Raw genomic sequence first — 18,244 nt, forward strand, 5'->3', positions numbered from 1 at the left:
CGGCGAAGTTACGCCGGGCATCCTCCTCGCGAGGTGCTCGGCTGGGCGGCGCCGGGCCGGGCCGCCACACGGCGGGCGGCCCGTGCCAGGCTACCCGCCCTCCGCCGTGGACGGCCGGGGGGACACTCCTCCGGTTACATGATGGTCACAAAGCGGCGTCCCGCGCGGCGGCCGGCTGGTCGCCCCCGCGCGGGACGGCCGGATCAGGGCACCCAGTAGTTGCCGCTCACGGTGATCATCACCTGGAGCTGGATGCTGGTGGAGTAGTAGTCGCTCGAGGTGAAGGAGGTGTTGAGCATCTTCTTCCAGAGCGCGTCGAGCCAGGCCTGGCTGCCCGGGTCCGTCATGGCGGCCACCGCGAACGGGGCGAAGAACGCCGGCTCGCTGCCGCCGCTGATCTGCGAGCCGCCGAGCGAGTAACCGACGGTGATCTTGGCCGGGTCTCCGCCGGTCTTGCTCTTGATCCAGCTGTTGAGCTTGCGGGCGGAGGCGAGCGAGGCGCCGTCCCCGCTGGTCACCGCGTCGCCGCCGATCCGCCACGGGTCACGGCAGGCGTTCCAGAAGTACTTGCCGTCGTTGGCGTCCTCCAGCACCTTGCCCGGGGCGGGCTTCGGCGTGGAGTTGGTGTTCACCACGAAGTCGGCGAGCAGGCCGGTCGAAGGGGCGTACGTCGACTGCTGGGAGGTGACCAGGTTCTGGTGCGCGGTCCTGATCGTGTCCCAGGCGGTGTCGCCGGTGGCCTTCCTGAACGCCCTGAAGTGGTCGATCAGCCAGTCCGACGACCGGGTGACGTAGTAGGTGGAGTCGCCGGACGTGCTCCAGTCGCCGAGCCTCATCAGACGGGTGGAGGGGTTCACCTCGCTCGCCTTGATGGCGTTGATGTGCTTGATCGCGAGGTCCTTGTAGTTGTAGGTCCCCGAGCTCCCCCACTGCCGGTCGGCCAGCAGCAGGCCGTAGGCCACGTCGAGGTCGCCGTCGGTCGCCGAGTCGGAGCCGTTCACGCTCTTGCACGAGCTGTCCTGCTCGGCGGCGAGGAGGTCGCGGTTGTTCACCGACGGGTGGGCCAGCATGTACTTCACCATGCCGTCGAAGGCCGTCCTGGCGTTCGGGTCGGCGCCCGCCATGGTCGCGAGGATCACCATGCCGTAGCCCTGGCCCTCGGCGACGTACGGGTGGTCGGCGTCGGGCGAGATGACCTCGTACCAGCCGTTGCCGCAGTTCTGCTTGAGGAAGGCGTTCTTCCACTTGTTGTAGTAGGTGACGACGGCCTGGTCGAGCGTTGCCTGCGAGCCGGAGGGCCTGAGGGTCCCGGCGACGTAGGGGTAGAGGTGGCCGCCGAACGGCACGGCGGGGCCGGGGCCGCCGGAACCGCCGGCGGTGACGGCGAGGTAGTCGACGTTGGGGCCGCCGTTGGCGGTGGTCGCGGTGGCCCGGATGGTGGTGGTCCCGGCGTTCAGCGAGACGTTCACCGTGGCGTCGGCCCAGGTGTCCCAGGACCCGGTGCCGTTGAACGCCTTGCCCGGGGCCACCACCGTCCCGTTGACGCTGATGTCCATCGGGCGGTCGGTGGTGGTGCCGTTGGCGTAGCGCAGCACCAGGCTCGCGCTGCCGGCCGTCGCGGCCGTCACCGTCCACTCGACGTAGCCGCCGGCGACGTTGGTGTAGTCGACGAAACCGGAACCCGAATAGCCGGTGTGGTTGGTCGCCACCGTGCCCTGCGAGATCACGGCGCTCTCCGCCTCGTAGGTGGTGGCGGAGGCCGCGGAGGCGGGAGTCAGGGCGGCCGCCGGTAGCAGCAGACCGGCGGCGACGAGGGATGCGAGCGTGACGGATGCGGTGCGAACGTGACGGTGCACCTCGGTGTCCTCTCCGTTGGGGGTCGCGAAGGCATGAGGAGGGGGCAAGGATTGTTAATAACCTTTCTTAACGATCCTCGCTCATAGGAACACCAACGGTGGGACGCCGTCAAGCGGCGGCAGGAAGGGATGACGGTGGCAGGCGACCGGGCCGTCCGTCAGGCAGGAAGACCGGCGTGCGCGCCGGCCGTCTGAAGGGGAGGCTCAGGCGATCTTCTTCGCGGGCGCGGGCTCGAAAAAGTTCAGCAGTCCGTCCCCCTTGCAGGTGCGGCAGGGACGGCCCGCTTCGCCCTTGCCCTCTCCCCCGCAGGTGCAGCAGACGACCACCCGGTCGAAGCGGGGGTCGCGGTAGGTGTGCCGGGTGCGGCGGCGGCTGATCGCCCACCCCTGCACCCAGGCGAACCCGTCGATCTCGGCGAACACGGCGTCGCTGAGCTTCCAGTGCCGGGTGAGCGCCTCCTCACGTAGGAGAGTCCACAAATGGGTGGCGATCCCGGCGGGGCTGACATTCATAGAGGGCCGTCCTCTCTCGCTCCCGGGTGACGAGGATGGTTTCCGCCGCCGGCCCCGATGCCCCACCATCGGACCGGCTTCGCTGTGCCCCCCCACGCCCCACCGGGACCGCGTCCTCGCGGTCGCGGCCCTCCCCCTCCCGCAGAGGATGGCCGGCCACGAGGGCGCGGTGTCAGGGGGGTCGTCCTCTCTCTTAGGGGCTAACTCTCTGTTTACCCTGGTTCGTGCCAAGAGCAACCGCCAATGGCAATTGCCACAGGAAAGTGTCCGCGGCGGATACCTCTGGCGCTCGCCACCGGCGAATAGTGTTTGCTGTTAGCAAATGAGCCACCTGGGAAAGCTTGGGGGCGCGCGGCGGGTGCCGCGAGGAAGAGGTGAGCACCGATGGCCGGGGCCAATCCGACCCTACGGCGCCGTCAGCTCGCCAGCCGCCTGCGGGAGCTGCGCAAGAGCGCCGGGCTGAGCATCGAGGAGGCCGCCCAGCGGCTGGAGTGCTCACCCGCCAAGATCAGCCGCATCGAGACCGCCCAGCGGAGCGTCATCCCCCGCGACGTCCGCGACCTGTGCCAGATCTACGGCACCGACCAGACCGAGGCCGAGGCCCTCATCACGATGGCCAGAGAGGCCCGCCAGGCGGGCTGGTGGCAGGAGTACGAAGACCTCGACCTCGACCCCTACATCGGCCTGGAGGCCGAGGCCTCCTCGATCACGATGTACGAGACGACCACGGTCCCGAGCCTGTTCCAGACCGAGGACTACGCCCGGGAGGTCATCCGCGGGTGCCTGCCGCGCATCAAACAGGAGGTCCTCGAAGAACGCGTCGACGCCCGCCTGAAACGACAGCGGCTCCATCTCCAGGACGATCCGCCGAATTGCTGGGTGCTCCTCGACGAATCGGTGCTCCACCGGCACGTCGGAGGTCATTCGGTCATGCGCGCCCAACTCGAACGCGTCACCGAGCTTTCCGAGCTTCCCCACGTGATAATCCAGGTGATTCCCTTCAGTGTGGGGGCGCACATCGGGTTCGACAGCATGTTCATTCTTCTCGAATTCCCCGATCACATGATCCCCGACACGGTTTACGTCGAGTCCTTGATGGGCGATTTCTATCTCGAGAAACCGCGCGAGCTGGAGCGGTTCCGTGAGGTGATCACCCACCTGCGGGCGGCGGCGCTCAACCCCCGCGACTCGGTCTCCCTGATCGCCGAGATGAGCAGGACCTACGCCCGCTGACCGCGCGGCGCCCCGACATACCCCCGCCGGACCGGCCAACGCGGCGTACACCCATGGCCACGACACTCCGCGCCATGCCCCAAGATCCGGACATAGACCCGTCAACCCCCTGCAAACGACCGCCCGGCAAACAGAGATCTCTCCAACTTCGACCAGCTCAACCCCTTGATCGTGTTGACATGTCGGCAGGAGCTGCGATAAATGATCACCAGGAGCCCCCGCACAGAGCTTCGGCCCGACCAACGGCCACATCTGCAGCGGGGGCTCATGCCTATTTATCCGGCCCGATCAAGTCGGTCGCGCCCGTGCTGGGGGACGCGATCCCTCGCGCGGCGGGCACGGCGAGGGCTCCTCAGTGACATCAGGAGAGACGATGGCGTCGCATAACCCTTCGGGGCACTCCGGCCTGAACTGGAAGGCCGCAAGCGGATGTAACAACGGAACCTGCGTCGAGGTGGCACGCCTTCCGCACGGCGGCGTCGGAATCCGCGACAACAAGGATCTCCGCCGTCCGCCGCTCGAATTCACCGCTGAGGAGTTCCGCACCTTCGTCCGCGGCGTCAAGGCAGGCGAATTCGATATGTGACCGGGCTCCGCCCACCCGGGCAAACCTTTCCGGAGTGGCGCGGGCCTGTTACGCGAAAACGACCCTAAAGGTCGGCGGTCGCGGAGCGGCCGGATGTCACGAACGTCCGGCAACCCGCAGGAAAGCCGCTCAATCCGATGCGTGACAGTGGAATCCAGATGAAACGCAGCCGAGCAGACGGCGCCGGACAGCCCCCGCCGGCGCCGTTTCCGATTTCCGGCGCGTCCCTCTTCTCCCTATGGTCACTCGCAAGCCCTCTGGCCCCAGATCGTGCCCCGCATTTCCGGCATTTCATCTGGGCATCGGGCAAGAAGGACCAGGTCAGGAGCAGTTCCCTCGCGGTCCAGTGATTCCTGGAACCCCAACCCTGCGCCCCCGTTTTCCCGGGCCCCGGTGAACTATAATTTCGCCGGGCTGTACGCTCCCGGGCACTAATACGGCGAAAGATTCATCGGAAGGAGGGGCATGGCAGGCCTACCTGCGTTCCAAGGGGCCAAGTGGCACGCGGCGTGCAACAACGGCAGTTGTGTCGAGGTCGCGTTCGACGACGGCTGGGTCGGAGTGCGCGACGGCAAGGACGACGGCGGCCCGATCCTGGTCTACTCCGGCGCCGAGTGGAGATCCTTCATCGACGCCGCCAAGGCCGGCCGGTTCGATCTCGACCGGCTCGGGGCCGAGGTGTAGCCCCAGAACACCCCGCACCGGGTTTGCGGAGCGCCGCACGGGTAGCCGGAGTGCTTCGACCCGTAGCCGTTCCCCCCGGAGGATCCAAGGATGGGTGGATTCAAAAAGTTCCTGATACGCGGCAACCTGGTCGAGATGGCCGTCGCCGTGGTCGTCGGGGCGACCTTCAGCGGGCTGGTCCAGGCGATGGTCGCCGACTTCATCACACCGCTGATCGGAGCGGTGACGGGAGGCCACCGCCCCGACTTCTCGAAGTACTCCTTCACCGTCAACGGCTCGGAGTTCCGCTACGGCGACTTCGTCAACCACCTGCTGACCTTCCTCATCATCGCCGCGGTGATCTACTGGCTGGTCGTCATGCCGATGACGCGGTTGATCTCGTTCTTCGACCGCGACAAGAAGACCAGCGAGAAGCAGTGCCCGGAGTGCCTGAGCGACATCCCGGTCGACGCGCGCCGCTGCGCCTTCTGCACGGTGGAGCTGACGGCCGTCCCGGCGAACGACCGCCCGCCCGCCTGAACGGCCGGCGGGCCGCCTGACCGGCCGCCCGCTTGACCGCCCCCGCGCGACCCGCCCGAACGACCGGCTGACCGGCCGGCCGCGTGCCTGAGCGGGCCGGACGCCTGCACCTCCCTACGGCTGTCCGGCCGCCGTCTCACGCTCCCGGCCGCTCACGGACCCTCGGGGTCGACCACGTCGCGGTCGGCCCAGAACGGTTCGAGCAGCGATCTCAGCCGCTCGGCGCCGACCCGGTCCAGCAGTTCCAGCGCGCCGACGTTGTCGGTCAGCTGTTCCATGCTGCTGGTGCCGACGAGGACGGTGCAGGTGGCGGGGTGCGTCAGGGCGAAGGCGACGCACAGCTGGGCCGGTGTCGCGTCCAGGTCCGCCGCGATCTTGCCGATGCCCGCGGCGGCCTCGACGATCTGCTCGCGCACGCCGCCGGGGTCGCGGCCGACCTGCCGGGACGGCTGGGTCTTCCCGGCGAGGATCCCGCCCTCCAGGACGTCGGACGCCTCCAGCGAGACGCCCTCGGCGAACACGCCCGCGAACGGGGTGCCGTCGGGGATCGACCGCCGGCACGGGCTGTACTTCAGCTGGGCGAGCTGCGGGCCCGGTGACCCCGCGTCCAGGGCGTGCCGCCGGATGGTGCTGATCGCGGTGGCCGACCAGTTGTTCACGCCCCAGCAGCCGACGATCCCGTCGTCCTCCAGGGCGGCCAGGTCGTCCGCCAGCCGCCGCAGGTCGAGGTCGTCGCGCCGGATGTCGCCGAGGACGACGATGTCGGCCCGGTCGCTCCCGACCCGGAACAGCGCGCGCTCCAGTTGCTCGCGCAGCGACATCTCCGGGTAGCCCTCCAGCCAGAGCTTCTCCGACAGCAGGTACTCGTGCCTGCCGATGCCGGCGGCCCGGACGATGGCCGAGAACAGCACGTCGGTGAAGACGGGCGGGTGTCCCGGCAGGCCGTACACGCCGACGTCGAAGAGGTTCACGCCCAGGTCGACGGCGCGGCGCACCATCGCGACGGCGTCGGCGAAGTCCATCCGGTCATAGATGTGCCAGGACCCGAGGGACAGGACGGAGGCCTCCGGGCCGTGCGTCCCGATCTTCCGCCTCGGGATGGTCGTTCTCTCGGTGGTCATACGACTCCTCGTTGGCGAGATGGTGGGATCAGTGCGTCCAGGGGTCGACGACGGCCTTGACCTGGTCCAGCCGCGCCATCGACTCGATCGCGGCGGTCGCGCCGCCGAGCCCCACGGGCTCCCCGAACAGCTCGTCCCAGGCGAAGCGTCCCTGGAAGGTCCGCAGGAACTCGATCGCCCGGTGGTAGTCGCCGACGTCGCCGTTGAGGGAACCGAGCACGGTCAGCTCCTTGCCCATGATCGTTCCCAGGGCGACGGGATCGGGGCGGGGGCCGGTGCTGCCGACGACGACGAACCGGCCGCCCCAGGCGGCCATGTCCACGGCCTCGGCGCCGACGCCCGGCGCGCCGGCGAAGTCGAGCACGAGGTCGGCGCCCCGGCCGCCGGTGGCGTCCATGACCTCGGCCAGGCGGCTCTCGGGGCCGCCGTCCAGCCCGATGGTGATATCGGCGCCGAACCGGCGGGCCAGGTCGAGCCGGGCGTCGGGCGCGCCGATGGTGATGACGGTGCCCGCGCCGCCGAGTCTGGCCACCGCGGTGGCCACGATCCCGAGCGCGCCGGCTCCCTGGACCGCCACCGACGCGCCGGGCCGGACGCCGCCCGCGCGGTCGAAGGCGTGCAGGACCGTCTTGACCGTGCAGCCGGCCGCGGCCGCCCAGGTGTCCTTGACGTCGTCGGGAAGGACGACCTTCAGCGCGCCCGGGGTCACGTAGGCGTGCTCGGCGAGGCCGGCCGTGGCGTACGGCCAGCGGTCGGAGCGCTGCCGGAAGCCGTATCCCCGGTCGGAGCAGGCCACCGGGGCGCGCAGCACCGTGCAGCCGTAGCAGTGGCCGCAGACGGACTCCGACCAGCCGATGCGGTCGCCGGCCTTGACGGGACGGCCGAGGGCGTCGAGGGTGCCGGGGCCCACCGCCTGGACCGTGCCCATCATCTCGTGCCCGAGCACCATCGGCAGCATGCCCGGCAGCGACATCGCGCCGCTCCACAGGTGGACGTCGGTGGCGCACAGCGTCGCACAGTCGATCTTGACGAGCGCGGCGCCGGGCTCGCACTCGCCCGGCAGCGGGATCTCCTCGATGGTCAGCGGTTCCCCGTGAGCGCGCAGCACCGCCGCCCGGGTGGAGGTGGGCAGAGACATGTGTCGTTTCTCCGATTCGCTATCTGCTGTGGGCCGTGTCCCAGACCTCGCCGCGGCTGCGCCACCACAGCAGCACCAGCATCACGAGGAAGGGGACGACGCCGCGGTACTCCTGGATCGCGGTCACCGACGAGGCCGCGCCCTCGAGGCAGCCGAGGAGCAGCCCTCCGGCCAGGGTGAGCGGCAGGCTGCGGAAGGCGCCGATCATCGCCACCGCCAGGGCCGTGGAGATGAGGTTCCCGAGGGTCGCGAAGTCCCCGCCCAGGCGCGGCGCCACCAGGACGATCACCAGGGTCGAGATGGCGCCGATGACCACCCAGACGCCGATGGCGAGGACGGGCGCGGGAATGCCGACCACCTGGGCGGTGGCGGGCCGCTCCGACAGGGCCTGCAGGCGCAGTCCGATGAGCGTCCGGCCGAGCAGCAGGCTCACCCCCACGGTGATCAGCACGGCGAAGCCCAGCGAGACCAGCACCGACTGGGGCACGACCACGCTGCCGACGGTGAAGGCGGGGTCGTCGAACGGCGCGGGGAAGCGGTGCGCGCCGGTGGTGTTGCCGCCGAACAGCCGCAGCCCGATCGAGATGATCGCGACGTAGACGGCCACCGTGACGGCGGCCTTGGTGCGCTCCTCGTGCCCGCTGAACCAGCGGACCAGCGCGGTGCCGAGCAGTCCGGACATCGCGGCGCCGGCCGCCGCCCCGGCGGGCAGCGCGAGCCATGCGGTCAGGCCGGCGTCCATCAGGGTCACCATCACGAAGGCGCCGATCGCCCCGCAGGCGGCCATCGTGAAGTTGACGACGGCGACCAGGCGGTAGGTCAGCACGACGCACAGGCCGAGCAGCGCGTACACCCCACCGCTGGTCAGGCCGGCGACCACGGAATTGAGCATCGGGCACCTCCGGTTCGTGCGGTGGGGATCACTTCTTGGCCGGGACGATGAAGTCCTCCGGCAGCACCTGCCACTTGCCGTCCACGGCCTTGACGAAGCGGCTGCCCTGGATGGGGTTGTGCGCGTTGCCGGGGCCGAAGACCCAGGGGGTGCCCACCAGCGGGTACTTGACGGGCTGCATGTTCTTGAACGCCTGGGTCACCGACTCGCGGGTGATGTCGCCCTTGATCGTCTTGAGGACCTGGACGAACACGTCGGCGGCCATGACGGCCCCCTGGCTGAACGCCGTCTTCTGGACGTTGTGGCCGCCCACGACCTTCGACCAGCGGTCGTTGCCGGGCAGGGTCTCGTCGGTGTACGGCTGCCATTCGGTGCCGGCGTAGGCCTTCATGCCGGCGGGGATGACCTTGGCGTTGGCGTCGGTGTAGCTGTTGGCGCCGACGATGAAGTCGACGTCCTGCATGCCCTGCGTCTTCGCCTGGGCGAACCACGGCCCCACCGGGCCGTTGTAGAGCACGGCCTGGCAGCCGGCGCTCTTGGCCTTGACCAGGTACGGCGTGGGGTCGCCGGTGCCGACCGCGGTGTCCTTGAGCGCGAGGGACTTGCCGGTGATGTCCTGCCACTCCTTGATGGCGCTCTCGATGCCGCCGCCGCTGCCGGGCAGGGTCACGTACTCCAGGCACACCTTGTCGTGCTTGAGCGTCTCGGAGGCGTAGTAGAGCATCGCGGTGAGCAGCTTGAACGGCCCGGGGTTGACCGGGGCGATGTTCGGGCTGGTGAAGCAGGCGGGGTCGACGCCGACGGCGGGGATGGAGACGATCTCGTTGCTGCTGTAGGTCGCGCGGTTGAGCCCGCAGTCGACCGCGCTGGAGGAGCCGACGAACGCCACGACGCCTTCCGACTCGATCAGGTCGAGGGCGGCCTCGGTGGACCGCTGCGGGTTCATCGCGTCGTCCTTGCTGATGAACTCGATCTTGCGGCCGTTGACGCCGCCGGCCGCGTTGACCTCGTCGAAGACCGCCTTGACCGCCTGCGGCACCTCCGGGGTCTGGAACTGGCCGGTGATGCCGTTGATCGCGCCGACCTTGATCGGTCCGTCGGTCCCGCCGCCCGCGTCCGAGCAGCCGGTGGAGGTGGCCAGGACCGCGGCGGCCGCGGCGGCCAGGTACAAGCGGTGTGCGCGCTTCATGGGGACTTTCCTTTGCTGGGGGGTCGGAGAGGGGGGCTCAGGCCGCGGGGACTTCGGCCGTGCCGAGGTAGGCGGCCATGACGGCCGGGTCTTCGAGGACGGCGCGGGTGGGGCCCGAGGCGATGACGTGGCCGAAGTCGAGGACGGTAACCTGGGAGCAGGCGGCCCTGACCAGTTCCATGTCGTGCTCCACCAGCAGGATCGACACGCCGAAGCGTTCGGGGACCTGGGCGAGCCTTCTGCCGAGCCGCAGCGACTCGGCGGCCGACTGCCCGGCGGCGGGCTCGTCGAGCAGGGCGACCCGGGGCCTGGCGGCGATGGCGGCGGCCACGTCGAGCAGGCGGCGGGAGCCGACGTCGACGATCGACACCGGGACCTCACCCGGCGGGCAGCCGAAGAACTCCAGGAGCTCGTCGGCCTCCGCCTTGGCCAGCCGCCGGCCCGCGCCGATCGTCAGGTACTCGTACTGGGTGAGCTCGGGGGCGATCATCGTCGTCTGGAAGGTGCGGCGCAGCCCGTGCCGGGCCCGGACGGCGGGGGGCAGCGCGCCGATGGAGCGCCCGCCCAGTTCCACGGTGCCTTCGTAGCCGGTGACGAAGCCGGTGACCGTCGAGATGAAGGTGGACTTGCCCGCGCCGTTGGGGCCGATGAGCCCGACCACCGCGCCGGCGGGGACGGTGAAATCGACGGCGTCCAGGGCCACGACCTTGTCGTAACGGACGGTCAGCCCCCGGACGTCCAGGCACGGCTCGGCGGACCCGGCGGGCGGGGTGACCGGTTCCAGAGGGGCCTCCTGCTCCCCCTCCGGCTGTTCGCGCGCGTCGAGCAGCGTCCGCGCGGCCCGTTCCCGCTTGCGGGCCCGGGTGAAGTCGGTCTGGCTGTACCCGCTGCGCAGGGCGAAGATCGCGAGGAAGCCGAACAGCATGCCGCCGAGGTCCTGGGGCATCTTCAGCTTGTCCAGGATCGTCGCCATGACGGCGCCCATGACGCCGCCCATGACGGCGCCCTCGATGTTGTGCGGGCCGATGACGATCGCCATCGCGAACAGCGCCAGCGACTGTCCCATCGCGAAGTTGCCGGACACCACCAGCCCGAGCTGGCCGGCCATCAGGCCGCCGCCGATGCCCGCGATGAAGGCGCTGATGGCGAAGGCCGCGAGCTTGCTGCGGGCCACGGAGATGCCGTGGGCGGCCGCTGCCCGTTCTGAGTGGCGCAGCTCGAGCCAGGACATGCCGAGCCGGGTCCGGTTGAGCAGGGCGAGGCCGATCGCCAGGACGGTGAAGACGATGACCGTCAGGACGAAGTACCTCCCGTTGGTCGCGACCAGTGACGGCCTGACCAGCGTCTTCAGCTCGGTGGTGCCGGGGAACTGGTTGGCGTTGAACACCAGGTCGGCCGACACCGCGAAGCCGAAGGTGACCACGGCGAGGTTGACCCCGCGGATGCGCAGCGCGGGCAGGCCGATCGCGATCCCGACGGGGACGGCCGCCAGGCCGCCGAGCAGCAGCCAGAGCAGGAAGCCGCCGGGCGCGTCGGCGAGGTTGAGCCGCAGCACGACCCACGCGCCGATGGCCGCCAGGGACATCTGGCACAGGGACATCATCCCGGCGCGGCCGACGATCACACCGTAGCTCTGCATGATCACCGCGCTGACCACGGCGGTGATCGCGAGGTAGATCCAGTAGGGCGGCAGCAGGGCCGGGACGGCGACACAGGCCGCCACGGCGATCCCGAGCCCGATGGCCGTGGAACGCTTGTCGATCGCGTTCATCGTGTCTCGCTCTCCGTCGGTGCCTGGCCGAAGTAGGCCTCATGGAGCAGTCCGCTGTCCCCGCGCAGTTCGGAACAGGGGCCGTCGAAGACGACGCGTCCCTTCCGCAGGACGTACGCGTTGGTCCCCACCTCGAGGGCGAGGTTGGCGAACTGCTCGATGAGCAGGACCGCGATCCCCAGCCCCACCAGGTCCGCCACCGCGCGCATCAGGCGCTGCACCACCACCGGCGCCAGGCCCAGCGACATCTCGTCGATCAGCACGACCTTGGGGTCGGTCACCAGCGCCCGGCCCACGACGAGCATCTGCTGCTCGCCGCCGGACAGGTGCCCCGCCTGCAGGCCGCGGCGCTTGTCCAGCTCGGGGAACAGCCGGAAGACCGTCGCGGGGTCGCCCTTGCCCGCCCGCGCGACCATGAGGTTCTGCTCGACGGTCAGGGTGCGGAACACGGTGCGGGCCTGTTCGACGTAGCCCAGGCCGGCCCGCGCCCGCCGGTAGGTCGGCAGGCGCTCGACGGCCTGCCCGCCGAGGCTGATGGTCCCGGCCGTCAGCGGGGCCAGGCCGGCGATGCCGTCCATCAGGGTCGTCTTGCCCGCGCCGTTGGCCCCGAGGACCACGGTGACCGCGCCGGGGGCCACCTCGAGCGACACGTCGTGGACGACCGGGACCTCTCCCCGGTTGATGTGGACGCCCGTCAGGCCGAGGACCGCGTTCCCCATCACGAGCTCCGCAGTGAGCGGAGGGCGGAGACGACGCGGGCGTGGGCCTCCTTCGCGTCGGTGAGCTCGGCGCACAGCAGGCCGAAGAACGCGTGGATCAGCCCGTCGAACTGGACCAGTTCGACCTCGACGCCGGCGTCGGCGAGCCGTCGCGCGTACTCCACCCCCTCGTCGCGCAGCACGTCGCACTCGGCCTCCAGCACCAGCGCGCGGGGCAGGCCCGACAGGTCCGCGGCGCGCAGCGGCAGGAGGTAGGGGTCGTCGAAGTCGCGCTCGTCGCGCGGATAGGTGGTGAAGAACCAGTCCATGCTCGCCTTGGACAGGAAGTAGCCCTCGGCGTAGTCCGCGTAGGAGGCGCGCCCGTCGTCGGGATGGCCGAGCACGGGGGACACCAGCACCTGCAGGGCGATCTCGGGCCCGCCGAGGTCGCGCGACTTCAGCGCGCACACGGCGGCGAGGTTGCCGCCCGCGCTCTCGCCGCCCACGGCGATCCGGGCGGGGTCGGCGGAGAGCTCGGCCGCGTGCTCGTGGACCCACTTCACGGCGGCGAAGCAGTCGTCCGCCGCGGCGGGGTAGGGGTTCTCCGGCGCGAGCCGGTAGTCGACGGAGACGACGACGGCCTCCGCTTCCGCGCAGACGGCCCGGCAGGCCACCTCGTTCTCGTCGAGGCAGCCGATCGTCCAGCCGCCGCCGTGGAACCAGAGGAGGACGGGGAAGGGGCCTTCGCCTTCGGGGGTGTAGACGCGGATGGGGACGTCTCCGGCGGGCCCGGGGAAGACGGTGTCGACGACGCCGCCCACGGTCTGCAACCGCTCCGGCATCCGCCATGCCCGCCGGAATTCCTCGCGCATCGCCTGCGCGTCGAGCGGCATGGCGGGACCGCTGTCGCCGGCGGGCATCTGGCCGATGATCTTCTCCGCTTCCGGATGCAGGGGCATCGGTGACCTCCGGTTGCCGAGGTGCCCTTCAGGCCCTCGCAAATCGTATCTGATTCCGTGTACGTTATGCGTGGCCAACGAGGATGTCTAGAGGCGAAGAGGTTGAGGTTGCGCAACGAGACCAGGGACGACGCCCACGACCCCTCCCCGGCGGACATGGTCCTGACCGGGGGGCGGATCCACACCATGGACGCCCGCGGCACCGTCGGCGAGGCGATCGCCGTCCGGGCCGGGCGGATCGCCCTGGTCGGGACGGCGGACGAGGTCGCGCCGCTGATCGGCCACCACACCCGGGTCGTCCACCTGCGCGGCGGGGCCGTGCTGCCCGGCATCAACGACTCCCACCTGCACGGCGTGTGGCTCGGCGCGATGTGGCCGAATCTGCTGATGGACCAGCTGGCGGGCGGGGACCACCACCACGGCGGCCCCCCGGCGCGCCTGGAGACCGGCGCCGACCGGCGCCGCGCGATCCTGCGGACCGCCGCCCTGCTGTCCTCCCTCGGCATCACCAGCTACACCGAGCCGGGCCTCGGCCCGGGCGAGGACGACGGGCCGAGCGGCTGCTTCGGCTCGGACGCGCTGCGCGACTACGCCGACCTCGCCGCCGAGGGCCTGCTGACCGCGCGCGTGACCGCGCTCATGCTGTTCGGCGAGCTCGACGGGGCGAGCTCGCGGGCCGGGCTGGCCGAGGGGTTGCGCTCCTTCACACCGCCCGCCGACGTGCCGGGACGGTTCCGCGTCGCCGGCGTGAAGATCTTCGCCGACGGCATCCCCCCGATGCGCACCGCCTGGACCGAGGAGCCGTACGACGACGGCACCCACGGTGGCCTCCTCGTCGAGGGAGCCGACGCCGGGGAACGGGAGGCGGCGCTCGTCGCGATGATCGAGGCGGCGCACGCGGCGGGGCACCAGATCGGCGTGCACGCGACCGGCAGCCGGACCACGCGGGTGGTCGCGGAGGCGCTGGCCGCCGTACTCGCCCAGCAATCCGGACAAACAACCACAGAGCACGCCGGAAGACATTACGTCATCCACGGTGACCTGCTGCATCCCGGGACCATCGCGACGATGGCCGCGGCGGGGATCGGCCTGAACACCCAGGCGGGCATCCCGGTGGCCACCGAGGACATGCTGACCGCCGCCCTCGGACCCGGTGTGCTCCCCCATGCCTGGCCGCTGCGCGACGCGCTCGCGGCCGGGGTCCCGCTGTGCCTCAGCTCGGACGCGCCCGTGCTCACCCCCGACTGGCGGGCCGGCGTCGCGGCGGCGGTGACCCGGCGGGGGCTGGACGGCGGCGTGCGGGGTGAGGCGCAGCGGCTGGCGACGGCCCAGGCCCTGCGGGCGTACACGATCACGCCCGCCTGGCAGGACGGCGCCGAGACCTGGAAGGGGTCGCTGGAGCCGGGGAAGGTCGCCGACCTGTGCGTCCTCGAGGCCGACCCCCTGGAGATCGAGCCCGAGGCGCTCCCCCAGGTCCCGGTGCGCCTGACGGTGCTGGGCGGCACCGTCGTCCACGAGGCCTAGCGGGTCAGTCGGTGCCCCACGACGCGCCGGGGCTCACCACGTCCCTGTCGATCCACAGCTCCGCGACCGCCTCGCGCAGTTCGCCGGCGCCCCGTTCCAGGAGGGTCACGCGCCGAGGTTGTCGTGGAGCTGCTCCAGCCGGCTGACGCCGAACAGCACGTTCGCGGCGGCGCGGTGGAGCAGGCAGTACGCGACGGCGAGCTGGGCGGGTTTGGCGCCGAACCGCCAGGCGGCCTGCTCCACGGCGGGATAGGCCGCCCGGATCCGGTCGCGGATCCCGCCCGGGTCGGCGCCGATCTTGCGTTGCGGGTGCAGCCGGCCCGCCAGGATGCCGCCCTCGAACACGTCGGAGGCCTGCAGGCCGAGCCCCTCGTCGAACAGCCTCCCGTAGGGCTCGCCCTCGGGCACCGAGCGCCGCGCCAGGCTGTACTTGAGCTGGGCGAACGACGGCGGCGTCATGCCCTCGGCCGCGGCGAACCCCCTGGCCAGCCGCAGGTCGTCCGCGGACCAGTTGTTCACCCCCCAGGCCTCGAACCGCCCGGCGCGCACCAGCTCGGAGGCGTCGGCGACCACGGATCTGACGTCGAGTTCGCCGAAGAAGTCGCCCGCCACCACGAAGTCGGCGCGGTCGGTGCCGATCCGGTCCAGGGAGACCTCGATCTGCTCGGCGAAGGAGACCTTGGGGTAGTCCCACAGCCAGAGCTTGCCGCACAGCAGGTAGTCCTCCCTGCGCACTCCCGCCTCACGCACGGCCTTGCCGAAGATCACATCGGTCATCGCGTTCTCGGCGTGCGGGCCGAAGTTGTAGTGGGCCACGTCGAAGAGGTTGACGCCGCGCGCGACGGCGGTGCCGATCAGCTCGACGGCCTGGTCCATCTCCATACGGTCCCAGGTGTTCCACGACCCGAGGCCGAAGACGGGGACCTCCGGCCCCGCGGCGCCGAGCCTGCGTCGGGGCACCTGACCTGTGAACTCCACGTGAACCTCCCTGCGCGAGTACGGCCTCTGGCCGCTGGAACGCAAATCGTATATCATCTCCCATACTGTTTTGAGTATTCGAAGGAGTCCGTATGACGTTCCCCCCGGACGGCGCCGGTCCCGGGCGCATCCTCGAGGTCGCCACCGGTTACATGGCCGCCAAGCAGCTGTTCGCCGCCAGCCAGGCGGGCGTCTTCGCCGCGCTGGCGGAGGGACCCGCGACGGTCGCCGAGCTGTCCGCCCACACCGGACTTCCCGAGCGCACCGCCCGCATCCTCGCCGACGCCATGGCGGGCCTCGACCTGCTGACCCGCACCGACGGGGTGTACGCGACGACCCCCGCCACCGCCCGCTACCTCGCCGGATCCGGCGACGACGTCGACCTGCGGCCGTTCCTGGCCTTCCTCGACGGCATCAGCTACGGGCACTGGCTGGGGTTCGGCGAGACCACCCGCACCGCCGCGCCCGCGCCGCTCGACCTCGGCGGCGACCGGATGGACGTGTTCATGACCGGTGTCATGACCTACAACGCCCTGCACGCCACGATGCTGGCGGAGAACTACGACTTCTCCCGCCACGAGCGGGTCCTCGACCTCGGCGGCCTGTCCGTCGCGTTCCTGTCCGAGGCGCTGCGCGCGGCCCCCGGCCTGCGCGGCACCTTCTTCTCCAGCGAGTTCATGGCCGAGCACGCGAAGAAGGCGGTCGCCGGCGCCGGACTCGGCGACCGGCTGGAGGTCGCTGCGGGCGACCCGGTCACCGGCGAGGTCCCCACCGGCTACGACCTGGTCCTGCTCGAACACGTGGTGCACCGCTTCGACGCCGGGCAGAACCGGCGCATCATCGAGAACGCCCGCTCCGCGGCGGCCCCCGGCGCCACGCTGATCCTGCTCGACTTCTTCCTCGACTCCGACGACAGGCAGCGGGCCATCGACGCCCTGCACGCCGGCGAGTACCTCGTGATCGACGGGACGACCGTCTACCCCGAGGACGAGGTGCGGGGCTGGCTGCGCGAGGCCGGGTGGGAGCCCGTCGAGACCCGCGCGCTGCCGGGCAGCCCGCGCGTCATCATCGCGGAGGCCCGATGAGCGCCGGTCGCGTCGTCCTGGTCACCGGCGGCGCGAGCGGGATCGGGCGCGCGGTCGCCCAGGCGTTCGCGGAGGCGGGCGACCGGGTCGCCATCGCCGACGTCGACGAGGCGGCGGCGAAGGCCGCGGCGGCGGAACTGGGCGCGCTGGCCGTGACGGTGGACATCACCGACCCCGAGTCGGTCACCGCCGGGCTGGCCCAGGTCGCGACCGCGCTCGGGCCGGTCGAGGTCCTGGTGAACAACGCCGGGGTCGTCGCGGGCGGCGGCCCGCTCGTGTCGCTGCCCGTCGAGACCTTCGACCGGGTGCTCGCGGTGAACGTGCGCGGCACCTTCCTGGTCACTCAGGCCGCCGCGGCCCAGATGATCGAGGCCGGGCGCGGCGGCTGCGTCGTGAACGTCAGCTCCATCGGCGCCCGCCAGCCGACCCCCGGCCTCGGGCACTACGAGGCGACCAAGGCGGCGGTCGACGCGCTCACCCGCACCGGCGCCATCGAGCTCGCCGGGCACGGCATCCGGGTGAACGGCGTGGCGCCTGGCCCGGTCCACACGCCGATGACGGCCGCGCTGATGGACGACCCTCAGGCCCGCGCCGCGTGGGAGTCGCGCATCCCGCTCGGCCGGATCGCCGTTCCCGGGGACATCACCCCGCTGGTGCTCTTCCTCGCCTCCCCGCAGGCACGGCACATCACCGGGGCCGTGGTCCAGGTGGACGGCGGTCAGCTCCTCACCTGACGCGCGACGGCGCCGCTTCCGGTATCCACGTCCCGGGAGCGGCGCCTTTTCATGGGACTTCTCAGGCGGACTGCCGTGAGGCGGGGGCGGGAGTGTGCGCGTTGTGCAGCGCGTCGGCGGTGGCGACCTTGTGCGCGCACGCCACCCGCTCGATCTCGGCGGCGTCGGCGCCCTCCTCGATGAGGTCGAGCATGTGCTCGTGCTCCTCCACCGAGCGGCGGGCGCGTCCGGGCACGTAGCTGAACGACGAGCGCCTCATGTGGTCGAGCCTGGCCCACTCGGAGTTCAGCAGCGAGGTCAGATGCTCGTCGGGGCAGTGCTGGTAGATGGAGAAGTGGAAGTCTCTGTTGAGCGCGGTGAAGGACGCGGGGTCGAACTGGTCGAGTGCCTCGATCATGCGCTTGTTGATCTCCCGCGAGGCCGCCACGTGCTCGGGCGTCATGCAGGGGGCCGAGATCGCGGTCGCGTACCCCTCCAGCCGGGCCAGGACCTGCAGCGTGTGCTCCACCTGGTGGGCGTCGAACACCGCGACGCGCGCCCCGATGTTGCGCACCACCTCGACCAGCCCGTCGGACTGCAGCCGGCGCAGCGCCTCGCGCAGCGGGATCGTGCTGACCCCGATCTCCCTGGCGAGCTGGTCCATCACGAGCCGATAGCCCGGCCCGTAGGTGCCGTCGAGGATGCGCGAGCGCAGCAGCTCGTAGCTGAGCTCGGCCTTGGACGCCTTCTCGCGGGTGGTTCTCTTCGCGGAACTCACCGATGTC

The 18,244-nt window shown here is 71.0% G+C and carries 18 protein-coding genes; 7 read left to right on the forward strand and 11 right to left on the reverse strand.

The features are described from left to right. Positions 1 to 203: 203 nt before the first annotated feature. Together KIK05_RS00230 and KIK05_RS00235 are read right to left on the reverse strand one after the other, a co-directional pair. Complete coding sequence (locus tag KIK05_RS00230) at positions 204 to 1,856, reverse strand: glycosyl hydrolase family 8 (RefSeq protein ID WP_214408415.1); 1,653 nt, start codon at positions 1,854 to 1,856, stop codon at positions 204 to 206. Between the two features lie 204 nt (positions 1,857 to 2,060). Then, positions 2,061 to 2,369: a hypothetical protein gene (locus tag KIK05_RS00235; protein WP_214408416.1), complete on the reverse strand. Its 309-nt coding sequence runs from the start codon at positions 2,367 to 2,369 to the stop codon at positions 2,061 to 2,063. Positions 2,370 to 2,753: 384 nt separating this feature from the next. Here KIK05_RS00235 and KIK05_RS00240 point away from each other — a divergent pair, with 384 nt between their 5' ends. From KIK05_RS00240 to mscL, 4 genes are all read left to right on the forward strand, one after another. After that, positions 2,754 to 3,602, forward strand: coding sequence for a helix-turn-helix domain-containing protein (locus KIK05_RS00240; RefSeq protein ID WP_214408417.1), 849 nt, complete (start codon positions 2,754 to 2,756; stop codon positions 3,600 to 3,602). 373 nt (positions 3,603 to 3,975) lie between these two features. Next, the gene (locus KIK05_RS00245; protein ID WP_214408418.1) at positions 3,976 to 4,188 is read left to right on the forward strand and encodes a DUF397 domain-containing protein; all 213 of its coding nucleotides are present in this window, start codon (positions 3,976 to 3,978) and stop codon (positions 4,186 to 4,188) included. 465 nt (positions 4,189 to 4,653) lie between these two features. Further along, a complete protein-coding gene (locus KIK05_RS00250) occupies positions 4,654 to 4,872 on the forward strand; it encodes a DUF397 domain-containing protein (RefSeq protein WP_214408419.1) in 219 nt (72 codons plus the stop codon). Between the two features lie 90 nt (positions 4,873 to 4,962). Beyond that, the gene (mscL, locus tag KIK05_RS00255) at positions 4,963 to 5,391 is read left to right on the forward strand and encodes a large conductance mechanosensitive channel protein MscL (protein WP_214408420.1); all 429 of its coding nucleotides are present in this window, start codon (positions 4,963 to 4,965) and stop codon (positions 5,389 to 5,391) included. A 152-nt stretch (positions 5,392 to 5,543) separates the two neighbouring features. Here mscL and KIK05_RS00260 read toward each other — a convergent pair whose 3' ends face one another. The 7 genes from KIK05_RS00260 to lipP1 are packed head-to-tail and all read right to left on the reverse strand — an operon-like array spanning position 5,544 to position 13,159. After that, positions 5,544 to 6,512 (reverse strand): aldo/keto reductase, encoded by a 969-nt coding sequence (locus KIK05_RS00260; RefSeq protein WP_214408421.1) that lies wholly within the window; start codon positions 6,510 to 6,512, stop codon positions 5,544 to 5,546. Between the two features lie 28 nt (positions 6,513 to 6,540). Beyond that, positions 6,541 to 7,650: a zinc-binding dehydrogenase gene (locus KIK05_RS00265; RefSeq protein WP_214408422.1), complete on the reverse strand. Its 1,110-nt coding sequence runs from the start codon at positions 7,648 to 7,650 to the stop codon at positions 6,541 to 6,543. Positions 7,651 to 7,669: 19 nt separating this feature from the next. Next, complete coding sequence (locus tag KIK05_RS00270) at positions 7,670 to 8,542, reverse strand: ABC transporter permease subunit (protein WP_214408423.1); 873 nt, start codon at positions 8,540 to 8,542, stop codon at positions 7,670 to 7,672. 28 nt (positions 8,543 to 8,570) lie between these two features. Next, positions 8,571 to 9,731, reverse strand: coding sequence for an ABC transporter substrate-binding protein (locus KIK05_RS00275; protein WP_214408424.1), 1,161 nt, complete (start codon positions 9,729 to 9,731; stop codon positions 8,571 to 8,573). A 37-nt stretch (positions 9,732 to 9,768) separates the two neighbouring features. Continuing rightward, positions 9,769 to 11,502 carry a branched-chain amino acid ABC transporter ATP-binding protein/permease gene (locus KIK05_RS00280; RefSeq protein WP_214408425.1) on the reverse strand — a complete coding sequence of 578 codons (1,734 nt, stop codon included), beginning with the start codon at positions 11,500 to 11,502 and terminating at the stop codon, positions 9,769 to 9,771. Then, positions 11,499 to 12,221, reverse strand: coding sequence for an ABC transporter ATP-binding protein (locus KIK05_RS00285; protein ID WP_214408426.1), 723 nt, complete (start codon positions 12,219 to 12,221; stop codon positions 11,499 to 11,501). Before KIK05_RS00285 ends, KIK05_RS00280 begins: the two co-directional genes overlap by 4 nt. Then, positions 12,221 to 13,159 (reverse strand): LipP1 family hormone-sensitive lipase, encoded by a 939-nt coding sequence (lipP1, locus tag KIK05_RS00290; RefSeq protein WP_214408427.1) that lies wholly within the window; start codon positions 13,157 to 13,159, stop codon positions 12,221 to 12,223. The genes KIK05_RS00285 and lipP1 overlap by 1 nt, the downstream gene beginning before the upstream one ends. 102 nt (positions 13,160 to 13,261) lie before the next feature. Here lipP1 and KIK05_RS00295 point away from each other — a divergent pair, with 102 nt between their 5' ends. Further along, positions 13,262 to 14,683: an amidohydrolase gene (locus KIK05_RS00295; protein ID WP_250562033.1), complete on the forward strand. Its 1,422-nt coding sequence runs from the start codon at positions 13,262 to 13,264 to the stop codon at positions 14,681 to 14,683. A 105-nt stretch (positions 14,684 to 14,788) separates the two neighbouring features. Here KIK05_RS00295 and KIK05_RS00300 read toward each other — a convergent pair whose 3' ends face one another. Further along, positions 14,789 to 15,661, reverse strand: coding sequence for an aldo/keto reductase (locus tag KIK05_RS00300; protein WP_308249667.1), 873 nt, complete (start codon positions 15,659 to 15,661; stop codon positions 14,789 to 14,791). A gap of 92 nt (positions 15,662 to 15,753) precedes the next feature. Between KIK05_RS00300 and KIK05_RS00305 the strand changes: the two genes are divergently transcribed. Together KIK05_RS00305 and KIK05_RS00310 are read left to right on the forward strand one after the other, a co-directional pair. After that, positions 15,754 to 16,746 carry a methyltransferase gene (locus tag KIK05_RS00305; protein ID WP_214408429.1) on the forward strand — a complete coding sequence of 331 codons (993 nt, stop codon included), beginning with the start codon at positions 15,754 to 15,756 and terminating at the stop codon, positions 16,744 to 16,746. Further along, entirely contained in the window at positions 16,743 to 17,480 is a 738-nt protein-coding gene (locus KIK05_RS00310; protein ID WP_214408430.1) for an SDR family NAD(P)-dependent oxidoreductase, read from the forward strand. Before KIK05_RS00305 ends, KIK05_RS00310 begins: the two co-directional genes overlap by 4 nt. Positions 17,481 to 17,541: 61 nt before the next feature. Here the strand turns inward: KIK05_RS00310 and KIK05_RS00315 are convergent, their stop codons facing one another. Further along, on the reverse strand, positions 17,542 to 18,237 hold the full coding sequence (locus KIK05_RS00315) for a GntR family transcriptional regulator (RefSeq protein ID WP_214408431.1): 696 nt from the start codon (positions 18,235 to 18,237) through the stop codon (positions 17,542 to 17,544). Between the last annotated feature and the right edge of the window lie 7 nt (positions 18,238 to 18,244).

The sequence above is a fragment of the Sphaerisporangium fuscum genome, from assembly GCF_018531465.1.
Taxonomy (GTDB): domain Bacteria; phylum Actinomycetota; class Actinomycetes; order Streptosporangiales; family Streptosporangiaceae; genus Sphaerisporangium; species Sphaerisporangium fuscum.